This window comes from Antarcticimicrobium sp. (assembly GCF_029212575.1).
Lineage (GTDB): Bacteria > Pseudomonadota > Alphaproteobacteria > Rhodobacterales > Rhodobacteraceae > Antarcticimicrobium.
In genome coordinates this window covers 128,686-144,724 of sequence record NZ_JARGPK010000042.1, presented here as the reverse complement: position 1 = coordinate 144,724, position 16,039 = coordinate 128,686, and the positions used below count along the sequence as shown (strand labels likewise).

15 protein-coding genes are annotated in these 16,039 nt (G+C 66.2%); 10 read left to right on the top strand and 5 right to left on the bottom strand.

All coding sequences use genetic code 11. The features are described 5' to 3' along the window. Window positions 1-91 precede the first annotated feature (91 nt). The gene (locus P1U75_RS08170; protein ID WP_300241911.1) at window positions 92-910 is read left to right on the top strand and encodes a bifunctional allantoicase/(S)-ureidoglycine aminohydrolase; all 819 of its coding nucleotides are present in this window, start codon (window positions 92-94) and stop codon (window positions 908-910) included. 87 nt (window positions 911-997) lie between these two features. Here the strand turns inward: P1U75_RS08170 and P1U75_RS08165 are convergent, their stop codons facing one another. The 3 genes from P1U75_RS08165 to puuE form a co-directional block, all read right to left on the bottom strand. Further along, window positions 998-2,455: a nucleobase:cation symporter-2 family protein gene (locus P1U75_RS08165; RefSeq protein WP_300241909.1), complete on the bottom strand. Its 1,458-nt coding sequence runs from the start codon at window positions 2,453-2,455 to the stop codon at window positions 998-1,000. Between the two features lie 64 nt (window positions 2,456-2,519). Next, window positions 2,520-3,005, bottom strand: a complete 486-nt coding sequence (locus P1U75_RS08160; RefSeq protein WP_300241907.1) for an ureidoglycolate lyase — start codon at window positions 3,003-3,005, stop codon at window positions 2,520-2,522. Continuing rightward, window positions 3,002-4,417 carry an allantoinase PuuE gene (puuE, locus tag P1U75_RS08155; RefSeq protein ID WP_300241905.1) on the bottom strand — a complete coding sequence of 472 codons (1,416 nt, stop codon included), beginning with the start codon at window positions 4,415-4,417 and terminating at the stop codon, window positions 3,002-3,004. Before puuE ends, P1U75_RS08160 begins: the two co-directional genes overlap by 4 nt. A gap of 149 nt (window positions 4,418-4,566) precedes the next feature. Between puuE and uraH the strand changes: the two genes are divergently transcribed. Then, window positions 4,567-4,920 (top strand): hydroxyisourate hydrolase, encoded by a 354-nt coding sequence (gene uraH / locus P1U75_RS08150; protein WP_300241903.1) that lies wholly within the window; start codon window positions 4,567-4,569, stop codon window positions 4,918-4,920. 19 nt (window positions 4,921-4,939) lie between these two features. On the opposite strand, the gene P1U75_RS08145 is transcribed toward uraH, so the two are convergent. Further along, a complete protein-coding gene (locus tag P1U75_RS08145; RefSeq protein WP_300241901.1) occupies window positions 4,940-5,842 on the bottom strand; it encodes a LysR family transcriptional regulator in 903 nt (300 codons plus the stop codon). Window positions 5,843-5,948: 106 nt separating this feature from the next. Between P1U75_RS08145 and P1U75_RS08140 the strand changes: the two genes are divergently transcribed. Further along, entirely contained in the window at window positions 5,949-7,208 is a 1,260-nt protein-coding gene (locus tag P1U75_RS08140) for a urate hydroxylase PuuD (RefSeq protein ID WP_300241899.1), read from the top strand. Between the two features lie 104 nt (window positions 7,209-7,312). After that, the gene (locus tag P1U75_RS08135) at window positions 7,313-8,968 is read left to right on the top strand and encodes an AMP-binding protein (protein ID WP_300241897.1); all 1,656 of its coding nucleotides are present in this window, start codon (window positions 7,313-7,315) and stop codon (window positions 8,966-8,968) included. A 9-nt stretch (window positions 8,969-8,977) separates the two neighbouring features. On the opposite strand, the gene P1U75_RS08130 is transcribed toward P1U75_RS08135, so the two are convergent. After that, window positions 8,978-9,967: a nitronate monooxygenase family protein gene (locus tag P1U75_RS08130; protein WP_300241895.1), complete on the bottom strand. Its 990-nt coding sequence runs from the start codon at window positions 9,965-9,967 to the stop codon at window positions 8,978-8,980. A gap of 227 nt (window positions 9,968-10,194) precedes the next feature. Here P1U75_RS08130 and P1U75_RS08125 point away from each other — a divergent pair, with 227 nt between their 5' ends. From P1U75_RS08125 to P1U75_RS08100, 6 genes are all read left to right on the top strand, one after another. After that, a complete protein-coding gene (locus tag P1U75_RS08125) occupies window positions 10,195-10,992 on the top strand; it encodes an IclR family transcriptional regulator (RefSeq protein ID WP_300241893.1) in 798 nt (265 codons plus the stop codon). Between the two features lie 24 nt (window positions 10,993-11,016). Beyond that, entirely contained in the window at window positions 11,017-12,030 is a 1,014-nt protein-coding gene (locus P1U75_RS08120; RefSeq protein ID WP_300241891.1) for a thiamine pyrophosphate-dependent dehydrogenase E1 component subunit alpha, read from the top strand. Next, the gene (locus P1U75_RS08115) at window positions 12,030-13,016 is read left to right on the top strand and encodes an alpha-ketoacid dehydrogenase subunit beta (protein WP_300241889.1); all 987 of its coding nucleotides are present in this window, start codon (window positions 12,030-12,032) and stop codon (window positions 13,014-13,016) included. Before P1U75_RS08120 ends, P1U75_RS08115 begins: the two co-directional genes overlap by 1 nt. A gap of 62 nt (window positions 13,017-13,078) precedes the next feature. After that, complete coding sequence (locus P1U75_RS08110; RefSeq protein ID WP_300241887.1) at window positions 13,079-14,098, top strand: DctP family TRAP transporter solute-binding subunit; 1,020 nt, start codon at window positions 13,079-13,081, stop codon at window positions 14,096-14,098. Between the two features lie 72 nt (window positions 14,099-14,170). Beyond that, window positions 14,171-14,731 carry a TRAP transporter small permease gene (locus P1U75_RS08105; RefSeq protein WP_300241883.1) on the top strand — a complete coding sequence of 187 codons (561 nt, stop codon included), beginning with the start codon at window positions 14,171-14,173 and terminating at the stop codon, window positions 14,729-14,731. Beyond that, window positions 14,728-16,029, top strand: a complete 1,302-nt coding sequence (locus tag P1U75_RS08100) for a TRAP transporter large permease (protein ID WP_300241881.1) — start codon at window positions 14,728-14,730, stop codon at window positions 16,027-16,029. Before P1U75_RS08105 ends, P1U75_RS08100 begins: the two co-directional genes overlap by 4 nt. Window positions 16,030-16,039: the final 10 nt, after the last annotated feature.

Sequence of the window (16,039 nt, the reverse complement as noted above, 5' to 3'; positions counted from 1 at the left end):
TTCTGCCTCAGCCGATAGGGAAAGCGGTTGGAAATGCCCGGCGGCGTGATCAAGTGGTGACAGACCCCCGCAATCAGCCCGGACCCCCAAGATGACCGACCGCCCCTATTATGCCCCCACCGGAGGACTGCCGCCGCAGACCCAGATTGCGACCGACCGGGCGATGTTCACCGAGGCCTACGCGGTGATCCCGAAGGGCTGTTTCAGCGACATCGTCACCAGCCTGCTGCCGTTCTGGGAGCGGGCCCGGTTCTGGGTGATGGCACGGCCGCTGTCCGGCTTTGCCGAGACATTTTCGCAATATATCGGCGAGGTGCAGCCCGGCGGCGGCAGCGACCGGCCCGAGACCGACCCGCGCGCGCAGGCGGTGCTCTTCGTGGTCAAGGGGTATCTGACGCTGACCCTTGCCGGAGAGCCGCGTGAGATGGGGCCGGGCGGCTATGCCTATATCCCGGCCGGGACGGAATGGCGGCTGCACAATCACGGCGCCGAGCCGGCGCGGTTTCACTGGGTGCGCAAGGCCTACCAGCCGGTCGAGGGGTTGGCGGCGCCCGCGCCCTTTGTCACCAACGAGGCCGAGATTGCCCCCACCCCGATGCCGGATACCGACGGCAGATGGGCCACCACGCGCTTTGTCGATCCCGGGGATCTGCGCCACGACATGCAGGTGAACATCGTCACCTTCCAGCCCGGCGCGGTGATCCCCTTTGCCGAAACGCACGTGATGGAGCACGGGCTTTACGTGCTGGAGGGCAAGGCGGTCTACCGGCTGAACCAGGACTGGGTCGAGGTCGAGGCCGGCGATTTCATGTGGCTGCGCGCGTTCTGCCCGCAGGCGTGCTATGCCGGAGGGCCAGGTCCGTTCCGCTACCTGCTCTACAAGGACGTGAACCGGCATATGGCGCTGTGACGCGCGCAGTAGGATTTTCTACGAAACAACGCCCGCCCTCTCACGAGAGGCGGGCGTTGGTGTCTTTGCGGTCCACTTTTGGGCGAATCACTCGCCGGGCATCGAGCCCTTGCCATGCCCGGCCATGCCGCCGGTGACCTCCTCGGTCGACTCGTCCGACAAGTGCGCGGGCAACACCAGGTTCAGCACGATGGCGATCAGCGCGGCGGGCAGGATGCCCGAGGCGCCCAGGATGCGCAGGGTGTCGGGCAGGTGCTGCAGCGCGTTGGGCGCCCCCGGCGGCACGTTCATCACCTCAAGCTGCAGCCCCAGCCCGACCGACAGCGCGACGGCAAAGATCACCATGTTGCGCTTGTTCCAGTCGACGTCGGACAGCATCGAGATGCCCGCCGCCACCACCATGCCGAACATCACGATCACGCCGCCGCCCAGCACCTCGATCGGGATGGTGCGGATCACGCCGCCGACCTTGGGGATCAACCCGCAAACGATCAGGAAAAGTGCGCCGATGGTCACCACATGGCGGCTCATCACGCCGGTCATGGCGATCAGCCCGACGTTCTGCGAGAACGAGGTATTGGGCAGCCCGCCGAAGATGCCGGCCACGGCGGTGCCGAACCCGTCGGCAAAGGTGGCGCCCTGAATCTCCTTGTCGGTGGCCTCGCGCCCGGCGCCGCCCTTGGTGATGCCGCTGACGTCGCCCACGGTCTCGACCGCCGAGACGAAGGCCATCAGGCAGAACCCGATGACGGCGGCAAGGGAGAATTCGAACCCGTATTTGAACGGCTGCGGCAGGGCAAAGGCGGCCGAGCGCGCCCAGCTTGTGGCGATGGCGTCGAAGGTGAGCATCCCCACCGCCAGCGCATAGACATAGCCAACCGCGATGCCCACCAGCACGGCCGAGATCGACAGCATTCCGCGGGCAAAGAACTTCAAAACAAGGGTGACCAGGATCACCACCAACGCGGCCGACCAGCTCAGCAGCCCGCCATAGCTTGCTGCGCCGCTGGCCTTGGCCGGAACCCCGCCGGCGGCATATTCGATCCCCACCTTGACCAGCGCCAGGCCGATCATGGTGACCACCAGCCCGGTCACCAGCGGCGGCAGGGCAAAGCGGATCTTGCCGATCACGGTGCCAAGCGCGGCATGGAACAGCCCGCCGATCAGCACCCCGCCAAAGAGCGCGGCCAGTGCATCGACCCCTTTGCCCGCCACCAGCGGAATCATGATCGGCAGAAAGGCAAACGAGGTGCCCTGAACGATCGGCAGCGCCGCGCCGACCGGCCCCAGCGTGATGGTCTGCAACAGGGTGGCGACACCGGCGAACAGCATCGACATCTGAATCATGTACAAAAGCTGGGGAAAATCGGGCGAATTTGACCCGAATCCGAACCCGGCGGCGCCCGCGACGATGATCGCCGGGGTCACGTTCGATACGAACATCGCCAGCACGTGCTGGATGCCCAGCGGCACCGCCACCGCCAGAGGCGGGGTATAGTTGGGATCGCGCAGCTGCTCGGCGCTGCCGATGGATGATGTGGTCATGGTCTGTCCCTCCGTGTTGGTCCGCCGGCGTTGTTGTTTTTTCCGGGCCGGCGGACAGGTCGTGTCAGCCCGGCGTCACCTCATAGGGCGCGTCGAACCAGTGTTCCTCGAGGTTGTCACCGGGACCGATCCGGTCGATCACCGCGAACAGGCCGGGCGTCGAAAGCGGTGTGAGAACCCCGTGCCAGGTGTTGCGAAGCAGGTTGATCCCCTGTCCGGGGGCGGTCAAGAACGCACGCGGCGTCGCGGGGGCGCCGCCGGCGTCTGCGGCGACAATGACCAGGAACGATGTGGGATTGAGCGGAATGAAAGCCTGGCTGCCCAGCGGGTGCCGCTCCATCATCTCCAGCCGATAGGGCAGGACGCGCGGCTGCGCATCGAACAGGCTGATCCCCGCGCGCCCGTCAGTGAAATCGAGGCGCGCCAGATCGTGGTGTCGCCCGCAGAGCCCCTGGTTGATGATCTTGTCCGGGGCCTCCTTGAACGCGATCACATCGCCGAAGGCGGCAAAGGCCCCCGCGGTCAGAGGCTCGGGACGGATCGCTGTCACGGCAGCATGTCCTGCAGCCGCAATTCGGCGATCCGTTCGACCTGCTTGCAGGCCTCCAGGAACTCGGTGTCGCTGTCGTTCGCCACACGCCGCTCAAAGCCCGCAAGGATGCCCGGCTTGTCATGGTCGCGCACCGCGATGATGAAGGGAAACCCGTGTTTCTCGACATATTGGCCGTTCAGGCGGGTAAAGCGCGCGCGCTCTGAATCGGTCAGTGCATCGAGCCCCGCGCTGGCCTGTTCGGAGGTGCTCTCCATCGTCAGCCGTTTGGCAGCCGCCAGTTTGCCCGCCAGGTCCGGATGCGCCCGCAACACGCCCAGCCGTTCCTCCCGACTGGCAGAGCGGAAGGCGCGGCAAAGCGCGTTGTGAAGGCCAACCGCGCTGTCATGCGCCGGGCCCAGTTCCAGCGCAAAGGCACGTTCCGCGATCCAGGGGGAATGTTCGAAGATGCCGCCAAAAGCCTCGACAAAGCGGGTGCGGTCCATCTGGCTGGGTCGGTCCCAGCGCTGGTGCGGGTGGGTTTCCGCCCAGTGCCGGGCGATGTCGATGCGGCGCGGGCACCAGACATCCTCGAACTCGGAAATGTAATCGAGGAACCGTTTCAGCCCGGCCAGTTTCCCCGGCCGCCCGATCAGCCGACAATGCAAACCGACGCTCATCATCTTTGGCGCGCCGGCCTGCCCCTCGGCATAAAGGGCGTCAAAGGCGTCGCGCAGATAGGTAAAGAACTGCTCGCCGGTGATATAGCCCGGCGCGGTGGCAAACCGCATGTCGTTGGCCTCAAGCGTATAGGGGATGATCAGCTGGTCGCGATCCCCCACCTCCAGCCAATAGGGCAGATCGTCGTCATAGGTGTCGGAGACATAGGCAAAGCCGCCCTCTTGCGCGACCAGATGCACGGTATTGGCGCTGCACCGCCCGGTGTACCAGCCCAGCGGGCGCTCGCCGACAACCTCGGCGTGCAGGCGGACCGCCTTGGCGATCGCCGCGCGTTCCTCATCCTCGGGCATGTCCCTGTGTTCGATCCATTTCAGCCCGTGGCTGGCAATCTCCCACCCCGCCGATTTCATCGCCGCCACCTGCTCGGGGGAACGCGCCAGCGCGCTGGCCACGCCATAGATCGTCACCGGGATATCCGCCCCGGTGAAAAGCCGGTGCAACCGCCAGAACCCGGCCCGCGCGCCGTAGTCATAGATCGATTCCATGTTCCAGTGCCGCTGACCCGGCCAGGGCGCGGCGCCGGCGATATCGGAGAGAAACGCCTCGGACGCCGCATCGCCATGCAGAACAGAGTTCTCGCCGCCCTCTTCGTAATTCAGCACGAACTGTACGGCGATCCGGGCGCCGCCGGGCCATTTCGGATCGGGCGGGGTGGCACCATATCCACGCATGTCGCGGGGGTAGCGTTTCATTCGGCGGTCTCCTGCGGTTAGGCCCGTCTTTTAGTGCATTACACCAAGGCGCGGTTTCCGGTAATTCTTGAAAGTGTTGTAGCCGATTTCAGGGTGCGGCACAGCGCGCAGGCGCATAGAAAACATGCAGCAAACCATAGGGGGCACAAATGGCCGGATACCTGACGACCCATGTTCTGGACACTGCACGCGGCTGCCCGGCGGCAGGGATGAAGATCGAACTTTTTCGCATCGAGGGCGAGGCGCGGACGCATCTGCGCAGCCTGTTTACCAACGCAGACGGGCGCACCGACGACCAGATCCTGCCGGCGTCGGAGTTTGAGCCGGGCACCTACGAGCTGGTCTTTCACGCCGGCGCCTACCTCGACCAGACCGGCCCGGCGCAGGAGCCGCCCCGGTTCCTCGACCTGATCCCGCTGCGCTTCGGCATGGGCGAGGAAAGCCATTACCACGTGCCGCTGCTGCTCTCGCCCTTCGGCTATTCCACCTATCGGGGGAGTTGAGCCTCGGTCGCCTCTTGGGTCATTTCAACGCCTGCGTGATGCGGTCGGCCATGAAGTCGATCAACAGCCGGGTCTTCGGGTCCTGACGCCGACGGTGCATGTAGAGACAGGCCAGCTGGATCGGCACCGGCGGCTCAGCCTCGGCCACCGGAACCAGCGCGCCGGATTTCAGGTGTTCGGCCACCTCGAACACGGGTTTCAGGATGATCCCGTGCCCCTCCAGTGCCCAGCCGGTCAGAACGTCGCCATCGTCGGATTCGAACGGGCCGCGCACCGAGAACCGGCGCACGCCGTCGGGTGTCTGCAGCGGCCACTGGAACTCCGGCGCGCCGGGATAGCGCAGGTTCAGGCAATCGTGCTTGTCGCGCACCAGCGCCTCGCCGCTCTCGGGCATGCCGCGTCGGGCGATGTAGGCGGGCGCGGCGCAAAGCACGCGGGGGCAATCGGCGATCTTACGGATGCGCAGGTTCGAATCCTCGGGGATGCCGAGGAAAAAGGCCAGATCCAGCCCCTCCGCCGCCAGATCAAGCTTGCGGTCCGACAGCCGCAGCCGGATGTCGATCAGAGGATAGGCCGCCTTGAACGCGGGTACGGCGGGGGCGATCAGGCGACGGCCCAGCCCCAGGGGGGCCGCGATGAACAGCGAGCCGCGCGGCGTCATCGTCACGTTCGAAATCTCGGCCTCGGCTGCATCCACCGCCTCCAGGATCTTGCAGGCGCCGCGGTAGAACAGATGGCCCTGTTCGGTGGGATTGAGCGTACGCGTGGTGCGCTGGAACAGCCGCACGTTCAGATGCTCTTCGAGCTGGGAGATTCGCGCCGAGGCGACCGCCGCGGAAATGCGCTGATCGCGCGCTGCGGCGGACATGCTGCCCAATTCATAGACACGCACGAAGGTCTGGATGTTGTCGAGATAGGCCATCGGGGATCATTGTTCGTTTTTATTTGAAGCATCTTGGCGCTTTCCCCAGATACATGACAATACGGGAATAGGCTAGCACGGGGCAAACCGCCCGAAGGAGGGACCGATGCAGGATCTGGCAATCATCTGGGACTGGCTGGGATTCGCGGTGCGCTGGCTGCATGTGATCACCGCGATCGCCTGGATCGGGTCATCGTTCTATTTCATCGCGCTGGATCTCGGGCTGCGCAAGGCGCCGCATCTGCCGGTGGGTGCCCATGGCGAGGAATGGCAGGTACATGGCGGCGGCTTTTACCACATCCGGAAATTCCTGGTCGCGCCCGAGCACATGCCCGAGCATCTGACCTGGTTCAAATGGGAAAGCTATTCGACCTGGCTCTCGGGTGCCGCCCTGTTGATGATCGTCTACTGGGCGGGGGGCGAGCTTTACCTGATCGACGCGGGCAAGGCCGAGCTCACCCTGTGGCAGGGGATCGCGATTTCCGCCGCCTCGCTGACCGTGGGCTGGATCGTCTATGACCTGCTGTGCAAATCTGGACTGGGGGAGCGGCCGACGCTGCTGATGGTGCTTCTCTTCGTGCTGCTGGTGGCGATGGGCTGGGGCTATACCCAGATCTTTACCGGCCGGGCGATGATGCTGCACCTGGGGGCGTTTACCGCCACCATCATGACGGCGAACGTGTTCTTCATCATCATCCCCAACCAGAAGATCGTGGTTGCCGACCTCAAGGCCGGGCGCACGCCGGATTCGAAATACGGCAAGATCGCCAAGCTGCGCTCGACCCACAACAACTATCTCACCCTGCCGGTGGTGTTCCTGATGCTGTCGAACCATTATCCGCTGGCCTTTGCGACCCAGTACAACTGGATCATCGCGGCGCTGGTGTTCCTGATGGGGGTGACGATCCGGCATTATTTCAACACCCGCCACGCGCGCAAGGGCAACCCGGTGTGGACCTGGGTCGCCACGGCGGTGCTGTTCGCCGCGATCATGTGGCTGTCGACGGCGCCGTTGCAGCAGCAGAGTTACGAGGAGAGCGAGGCGCGCGCGCTGACCCCGACCGAAACCGTTTTTGCCGAAGCCGAGGGGTTCGACGAGGTCGCCGACATCGTGCTGGGCCGCTGTTCGATGTGCCACACGCGCGAACCGGGCTGGGACGGCATCCACCGGGCGCCCAAGAACGTGCTGCTGGAGACCCGGCCGGAGATCGCCGCAGCGGCGCGGCAGATCTATATCCAGGCCGGGGTGAGCCATGCGATGCCGCCGGCGAACATAAGCTGGATGGAGCCCGAGGAGCGGGCGAAGATCGTGGCATGGTACCGGGCCGCGAGCGCGCGCCTGCCGCTGCGGCTGGCAGCGAACTGAAGCCACCCGGTCGACGGCGCCGCATCTGCCCCACCGTCACGCGAGGAAAGGCTGGACCGCGCCACCGGTCCGTTTCACCCTTCCCGCCAAGGGAGGAACCTTGCATGACAGAACTGCCCAAGCCCGGCACGCGGCCGTGGCATAAATTTTACAACCCCGGTGTGCGGCCCGATTTCGTGCCGCCAAAGGCCACCCTGACCGGGATGATGGCCGAGGCTTTTGCCACCCACGGGCCACGGGTGCTGATCGAGTATCCAGGCGAAGAGATCACCTATGACCAGATGCGGGCGCGGGCGGCGCGGGCGGCATCGGCTCTGCACGCCTTTGGGTTGAAACCCGGCGACCGGATTGCGCTGCATCTGCCCAACTGCCCCTGGCACCCGGTGTTCTTTTTCGCGGCGATGACCGCCGGGCTTGTCGTCACCCATCTGAGCCCGCTGGATGCACCGGAGGAAATCGCCCACAAGCTGGCCGACAGCGGCGCCGGGCTGGTGATCTCGCTGGCCCGCCCGGAGTTTGCCGGTCCGCTGGAGGCAGCGGCGGCGCATGGACCGATCCCGCCGATGGTGCAATGCCCCGATGGGCCAGAGGCGGCGATATCGGATGGGGCGAGGTCAATCGAGGAATTCTGGGCCGGGCACGAGGGCGCGGGCTGGGAGCCTGTGCCCGTCACCCCCGAGGATATTGCCCTTCTGCAATATACCGGCGGCACCACCGGCCGGCCCAAGGCGGCGGTGCTGACACACGCCAATATCGCCGCCGCGGTCAACATCTACCGCGAATACCTGACCGGCGAGGTGGCGCGCGTGCCGGGCAAGCATACGCTGCTTTATGCGCCGGTGTTCCATATCCTGGGGCTGTCCACTCAGCTTTTGCGCGGCTTCGCCGATGGGCTGACCCTGCACCTGCGGCCGCGCTTCGACGCGGCGCAGGGGCTCGACGATATCGAGAGGCACCGCATCAACATCCTGTCGGGCGTGCCGACGATGTGGATCGCGATCCTGCGCCAGCCGGAGGTGGAGAAGTGTGACCTGAGTTCTCTGGAATTCATCGGATCCGGCGGTGCGCCGCTGCCGGTCGAGGTCTATCGGAAGGTCGGCCGGCTGACCGGCCTCAAGCTGCGCGGCGGCTGGGGCATGACCGAGACCGCGCCGGCGGGATCGAACGTGCCGGCGGGACTGCCGGACGACAAACTGGGAACCATCGGCATCCCGCTGCCCGGGCTGGAGATCAAGATCGTCGATCCCGCCGACCCCGCGCGCGACCTGCCCCCGGGCGAGGACGGAGAGATGGCGATCCGCGGCCTCAACGTGATGGAGCGCTATTGGAACCGGCCGGAGGAGACGGCGGCGGCATTTCACGACGGTTGGTTCCTGACCGGCGATATCGCCCATATGGACGCCGACGGGTTCCTCTACCTTGTGGACCGCAAGAAGGACATGATCCTGTCGGGGGGATTCAACGTCTACCCGGTGATGATCGAGGATGCCGTGCACCGCTATCCGGGGGTGTCGGAGGCGATGGCGATCGGGGTGCCGGATGAATACCGTGGCGAGAGCGCCAAGGTCTTCGTGGTGCTGAGCCCAGGAGCGGCGCGGTTCACGCTGGAGCAGTTGCAGGCGTTTCTGGCCGACAAGCTTGGGCGGCACGAGATCCCCCGCGCGCTGGAGTTTCGCGATGCCCTGCCCAAGACACCTGTGGGCAAGATGGATCGCAAGGCGCTGCGCGCAGAGACGGGCACCGCGACGGCCTTGGCCTGACCGGCGGGATCAGCCCCGGGTCCAGCCCAGCGTCGCGGCCAGCCGGTCCTGCGCGGCGAGATACTCCGCCTCGATGCGGTCCACCAGATGGCCCGCCGGAATCACGTCGCGCACCGCGCCGATGCCCTGGCCCGAACCCCAGATCTCCTTCCAGCTCTTCGGCTTTTCCCGGTTCGGGCCGAAATCCATGGCCGAGGGGTCGGAGCGTTCGAGCTTGTCCGGGTCCATCCCTGCGGCGGCGACCGAGGGTTTGAGGTAATTGCCCCAGACCCCGGTGAAGAGGTCCGAATAGACGATGTCATCGGCGCCGCCCTCGACGATCATCTGCTTGTAGCGCGCTTCGGCGTTCGCCTCCTCGGTGGCGATGAAGGCCGATCCGACATACCCGCCATCCGCGCCCATCGCCTGCGCCGCAAGCAGGCTGTCGCCGCAAGCAATGGCGCCGGACAGGAACAGCGGCCCGTCGAACCAGTCGCGGATCTCCTGCACCAGGGCCAGCGGCGACAGCGCGCCGGCATGGCCGCCAGCGCCGGCGGCCACCGCGATCAGCCCGTCGGCGCCCTTTTCGATGGCCTTATTCGCAAAGCGGTTGTTGATCACGTCATGCAGGGAAATCCCGCCCGCCGAATGCGCCGCGTCGTTGACCCAGGTCTGCGCCCCCAGCGAGGTGATCCAGACCGGCACCTTGTGTTTCACGCAGATCTCCACGTCCCGCTCCAGCCGCGCGTTCGAGCGGTGCACGATCTGGTTGACGGCAAAGGGGGCGGCGGGGCGGTCGGGGTTTTCCTGGTTGTGACGGTCCAGTTCCTCGGTGATCCGGGTCAGCCAGCGTTCCAGCTCGATCGGCTCGCCGTCCTTTTCGCGGGCGTTGAGGGCGGGGAAAGAGCCGACGATCCCCGCCTTGCACTGGGCGATCACCAGGTCGGGGTTCGAGATGATGAACAGCGGGCTGCCGATCATCGGCAGGCGCAGGTGGTCAAAGGCCGGGGGCATGGTCATGGTGGAAATCCCTTGCGTTGCGCGGCCCCGGCGCGGCGGGGACGGATCAGAACCTTGGTGTGTATGTCGCGGAGAGCCCGGCCTCAAGGCAAGCGCGACGTGGCGTGACGCAGGCGCGGTCCGAGGCCGGAAAAACCGCCTCCGCTCCGAAATTAGTTTCATTATGCGGGCGAATCGGTTTCACTATTCGGGACTGAATCGGATCAGACCGGGGGGTAGAGGGAAGCGTGTCGGACAAATCCGTGGCATCGGTGCAAACGATCGGGCGCGCTTCGACGGTGCTGAAAGCGCTGTCCGAGGGGCCGAGCGGGGGGATGCGCCTGTCCGATGTCGCGGAGTCGGTGGGCCTGGGGAAAACCACCGTCGCCCGTCTGCTCAAGGCGCTGATCGATGTCGGATATGTCGAACTGGATGCAGGCGGGCGGCATTACCGGCTGGGGTACTGCCTGTTCAAACTCGGCAATGCCGCGCGGCGGTTTCACATCATCGATCTGGCGCGGCCGGGGATTGCCCGGCTGGCCGCCCTGACCGGGGACACGGTGTTTCTGTCCCTGCGCGACGGCAATCAGGCGCTCTGCGTCGATCGACAGACCGGCGCGTTTCCGATCCGCACATTGACGTTGTCGGTCGGGGACCGGCGGCCACTGGGGGTGGGGGCCGGGTCACTGGCGCTGCTGGCGTTCGAACCCGATGCGGAAGTTGGCCGCATCCTGGCGGCCAGCCGGGAGGAACGGCAGGCCTTCAGCGCCTTTAGCGATGACGCCCTGCTCGGGATGATCGACCGGGCGCGCGCGGCGGGGTTTTCCTTCAACGACGGACGAATCGTCAGCGCGATGAATGCGTTGGGCGTGCCGGTGCTGGACCGAGACAGCCGCGTTGTCGCTGCGCTTTCGATCGCCGCGATCCGCGAACGCATGGCCGCACCCCGGCAGGAGGAGCTGGTGGCGCAACTCAAGGCCGAGGCGGTGGATCTGGGACGAATGCTGGACGCGCGGCGCGGCACGGCGGTGCCCGTTTGCGCATGATTTCAGGGAGGGAAGGAGACCGACGTGCAGGACGTTATCGCCGAGGGGCGACACCATAATCTGGACCGCGACCGGTTCCTGGGCCGACTGGCCCTGATGCACCGTATCCGCGCCTTCGAGGAGGAGGCGATCGCGGCGCAGAAAGATGGCCTTGTGCTGGGGGCGATCCACCCCTCGATCGGACAAGAGGCTGTTGCGGCAGGGGTCTGCGCCAATCTCGAACCGGCCGACCTGATGCTGTCGACCCATCGCGGTCACGGGCATACGCTGGCCAAGGGGGCCGATCCGCTCGCGATGATGCGAGAGTTGTTCGGGCGCGCCGGCGGCACCTGCGGCGGCAAGGGCGGTTCGATGCATATCGCCGATTTCGGTGTCGGAATGCTGGGCGCCAACGGGGTTGTCGGGGCCAATATCCCCATCGCTGCCGGGGCCGCCCATGCGCAAAAGCTGCAAGGCTCGCGCCAGATCACCGTGTGCATCTTTGGCGACGGGGCGGTCAACCGGGGTCCCTTTCTCGAAGGGCTGAACTGGGCGCGGGTGTTCGACCTGCCGGTGCTCTTCGTCTGCGAGGACAACGGGTTTTCCGCCACCACCCGCACGCGCGAGATGACCGGCGGCGAAGGGGCGGCGGCGCGGGCCGAAAGCCTGGGGCTGGAGGCGCAGGAGGTCGATGGCAACGACGTGGTCGCGGTTGACGCTGCCGCGCGCGCGGCGATCGACGCGATCCGGGCGGGACAGGGGCCGCGTTTCCTGACCTGCCACACCTACCGGATGACCGGGCACACCGCCGTCGATCCGGCGACTTACCGCCCGGCGCAGGAGGTCGATGAATGGCGCGGCAATTGCCCCATTGCCCGGCTTGAGGTGGCGCTACGGCTGGCCGGCGAAAGCGACGCACGGCTCAGCGCCCTGCAGGCGCAGGAATCCGGCGCAATGGCGGCGATCGCACAGGCGGCGCGCGACACCGGATGGCCCGAAGCCACCGGCGCCTTTACCGACGTTCAGGATATCGGCGACCCGAGAGAGAGGGCATTCTGATGGCTGTGATGACCTATCTTGAGGCCGGCCGCCGCGCCGTGATCGAGGAGATGCAGCGCGACACCTCCGTCTGGGCGCTGGGCGAGGATCTGGGCCGCGGCGGCGTCTTCGGCCAGTACAAGGGCCTGCAGGAGATGTTCGGCGCCGACCGGATCGCCGACACGCCGATTTCCGAGGCCTGCATCATGGGGGCCGCCGTCGGCGCGGCGATGACCGGCACACGACCGATCGTCGAGATGCGGTTCTCCGATTTTGCCCTCTGCGCGGTGGATGAGCTGGTCAATCAGGCCGCCAAGGCCCGGTTCATGTTCGGTGGCCAGATGCGGGTGCCGATGGTGGTGCGCGAGCCGGTGGGGATGTGGCGCTCCTCGGCGGCGCAGCATTCGCAATCGCTGGAAAGCTGGTACACTCATATTCCCGGCCTGGTGGTGGTGGCCCCGGCAACCCCGGCCGACAATCTCGGGCTGCTGAAATCCGCGATCCGGAACGACGATCCGGTGGTCTACCTGGAACACAAGAACCTTTGGCCTCTGGAGGGCGAGATCCCCGAGCAGGAGCACCTGGTGCCGCTGGGCAAGGCCGACCTGGCCCATGCGGGCGGTGACGTGACGATGGTGACCTGGTCGGGCATGCGCCATGGCTGCCTGCGCGTGGCCGAACAGCTGGCCGCCGAGGGGATCGGCGTCGAGGTGATCGACCTGCGCACGCTCTGGCCCTGGGACCGCGACACCGTTTTCGCCTCGGTCGAAAGGACCGGGCGGCTGCTCGTGGTGCATGAGGCGGTTGCGGTCTCGGGCTTTGGCGCCGAGATCGCCGCCAGCGTGGCCGAGGCATTGCACCACCGGCTGAAAGCGCCGGTGCGCCGGTTGGGGGCGCCGCGCATCCCCATCGCCTATGCCCCGCCGATGGAGGATCAGGCGCGGGTCAGCGACGACAGTATCGCCGCTGCGGTTCGGGGGATGTTGGAGCCCGCCGCAGTGTCGTGAACCGGCGGCGCCGGGGAGGGCGCCGTCATTTTTCTGAATTCATCACTTCGGGAGGAGATAGGATGAAACCCTTAAACACCATGATCGCCGCAGCCGTGGCGCTGACGACGCTGGGGCTGACCCCGGCGATGGCCGAATACAAGGACGAGTACCGCGTTTCGACGGTGGTTCCGGCCCCGTTCCCATGGGGGCTGGCGGCCGACAAATGGGCAGAATTGACCCGGGAACGTACAGACGGGCGCATCAACCTGAAGATCTATCCCGGCGTGCAACTGGTGCAGGGCGACCAGACCCGCGAGTTCACCGCGCTGCGGCAGGGGGTGATCGACATGGCGGTCGGATCGACCATCAACTGGTCGCCGCAGATCACCGAACTCAACCTGTTCTCGCTGCCGTTCCTGATGCCCGATTACGCGGCGCTGGATTCGCTGACGCAGGGTCCGGTGGGCGAGGCGATCTTCGACGCGGTCCGCAAGAAAGGCGCGGTGCCGCTGGCCTGGGCGGAAAACGGGTTCCGCGAGGTGACCAACTCCAAACGCTCGATCCGCACCCCTGCCGACATGGAGGGGCTGAAACTGCGCGTCGTGGGCTCGCCGATCTACAACGACATGTTCACCGCGCTTGGCGCCAACCCCACCCAGATGAGCTGGGCCGACGCGCAGCCGGCGCTGACCACCGGCGCCGTCGACGGGCAGGAAAACCCGCTGACCATCTACTCGGTGCTGAAAATGCACGAGCTGGGTCAGACCCATGTGACGCTTTGGGGCTATGTCGCCGACCCGCTGATCTTTGCGGTGAACCCGGCGGTCTTTGACAGCTTCACTCCCGAGGATCAGCAGATCCTGCAACAGGCGGCGGTGGATGCCGGTGTCTATGGGATCGAGGTCGCGCGCAAGGGCATGACCGGCGGCGACCAGACCCTGATCGACGAGATCAAGGGCTATGGCGTCGATGTGGTGACCCTGACCCCGGAAGAACGCCAGCAGTTCGTCGATGCGACCCGCGGCGTCTATGACCAGTGGAAGCAAAAGATCGGCTCCGACCTTGTCGATCAGGCCGAAGCCTCGGTCGCCAACCGCTAAGCTGACACCCCGGCCCCCCGCGTCGAGCACGCGGGGGGCCGGGTTCCCCAACTGCCAAGACAGGAGCGCGGAATGGGTGAGATACCACCCGACGAGCCCGAATCCGGTGCCGCCGGCAATCACGGAACAGGCGGGCCGGACACCGGGCATGTGATCGTGCCGGTCCGGATCGAAGAGGCGCTCGGCGCCGCGGCGATGGCGCTGATCTGCCTGATATCCTTCGGCAATGTGGTCGCCCGCTATGCCACCGACGTGTCCTTTGCCTTTACCGAGGAATACTCGGTCTTTCTGCTGGTGTTCATGACCTTCGTGGGCGCCTCGGCGGCCTTTGCGGGCAACGAGCATATCCGCATCACCTTCTTTCTCGACCGAATGCCGCGCGGGTTGCGCTGGCTCTGCGAGCTGGTCACGCTGGCGGCGACCACGCTGATGTTCTCGCTGGTGCTCTTCTACGGGGCGCGGGTGACCTATTCCGAGTGGTATTGGGAAGAGACCACGCCGGGGCTGGGCAACCCGAGCTGGATCTACACGATCTGGATGCCGATCCTTTGCGTGGCGATCCTGCTGCGCGTGCTGGGCCGGGGCCGGGCGGTGCTGCTGCGCCGCCGGCGGGACGGGGGCGAAAGACCATGATCCTTGCCAACCTGATGCTCCTGCTGGTTTTCGTCGTTCTGATGCTGATCGGCACCCCGATTGCCGTGGCGCTCGGGCTGGGCGGCGCGGTGGGGGTCTTTCTGGGGCTCGACCTGACCGCGATGGGCATGATCGGGCCGAACACCTATGCGGCGGTGGCCAAGTATCCGCTGATCGCGATCCCTTTGTTCATCCTCACGGGCGCGGTGTTCGAACGCTCCGGCGTTGCCGCGCGGCTGGTGGAGTTTGCCCAGGCCATGGTCGGCCCGCGCCGGGGCGGGCTGGCGCTGGTGGCGATCCTGGTCTGCATGATCATGGGCGGCATGTCGGGCTCCGGCCCGGCGGACGCGGCGGCGGTGGCCACCGTCATGCTGCCGTCGATGGTCAAGGCGGGCTATCCAAGGCCGTTCACCGCCAGCGTAATCGCCGCCTCGGCCTCGACCGCGATCCTGATCCCGCCATCGATCGCGATGATCGTCTATTCGGTGATCATTCCGGGGCTGGACCTGCGGGCGCTGTTCGCCGCCGGGCTGATCCCCGGGCTGCTGCTGGGCACGGCGGTGGCGGTGCCGACCATCCTGCTCAGCCGCCGCCACGGTTTTGGCACGCAGGAGGCGCCGGAGCGCCCGCCGTTCTGGACCAGCCTGCGCCGCGCCCTGCCCGGCCTGATGGCGCCGGTGATCATCCTGGGCGGGCTGCGCTCGGGCCTGTTCACGCCAACTGAAACGGCGGTGGTGGCGGTATTCTACGGGTTCTTCGTCGGCGTCGTGCTCTATCGCACGATGGGGTGGCGCGACGTCTACAACGTGCTGGCCGAAAGCGCCCGGATCTCTGGCGTGCTGATGCTGATCCTGTCGCTGGCCGGGCTGTTCGCCTGGGCCGGGTCGACCATGGGCGCCTTCAGCGCCACGGCGGACCTGTTGCTGTCGGTCAGCGACAACCAATGGGTCATCCTTGTCCTGATCATGATCGTCATGCTGTTTGCCGGCATGGTTCTGGACGGGGTCTCGATCTATCTGATCACGCTGCCGCTGCTGATCCCGATCGTGCAGACCTTTGGCTGGTCCTATGTCTGGTTCGGTGTCGTCATGGCCATCAACATCGCCATGGGGCAGTTCACCCCGCCGGTCGCGGTCAACCTGATGGTGACCGCCAAGATCGCCGGCGTGCCGCTGGAATCCACCTTTCGCTGGGTCGGCTGGCTGCTGCTGGCGATGGTGGTGGCGCTGGCGCTGATCCTGATCTTTCCCGAAATCGCGCTCTGGCTGCCGCGGCTGCTGGGCTATCGCATTACCTGACTGGAAGAGA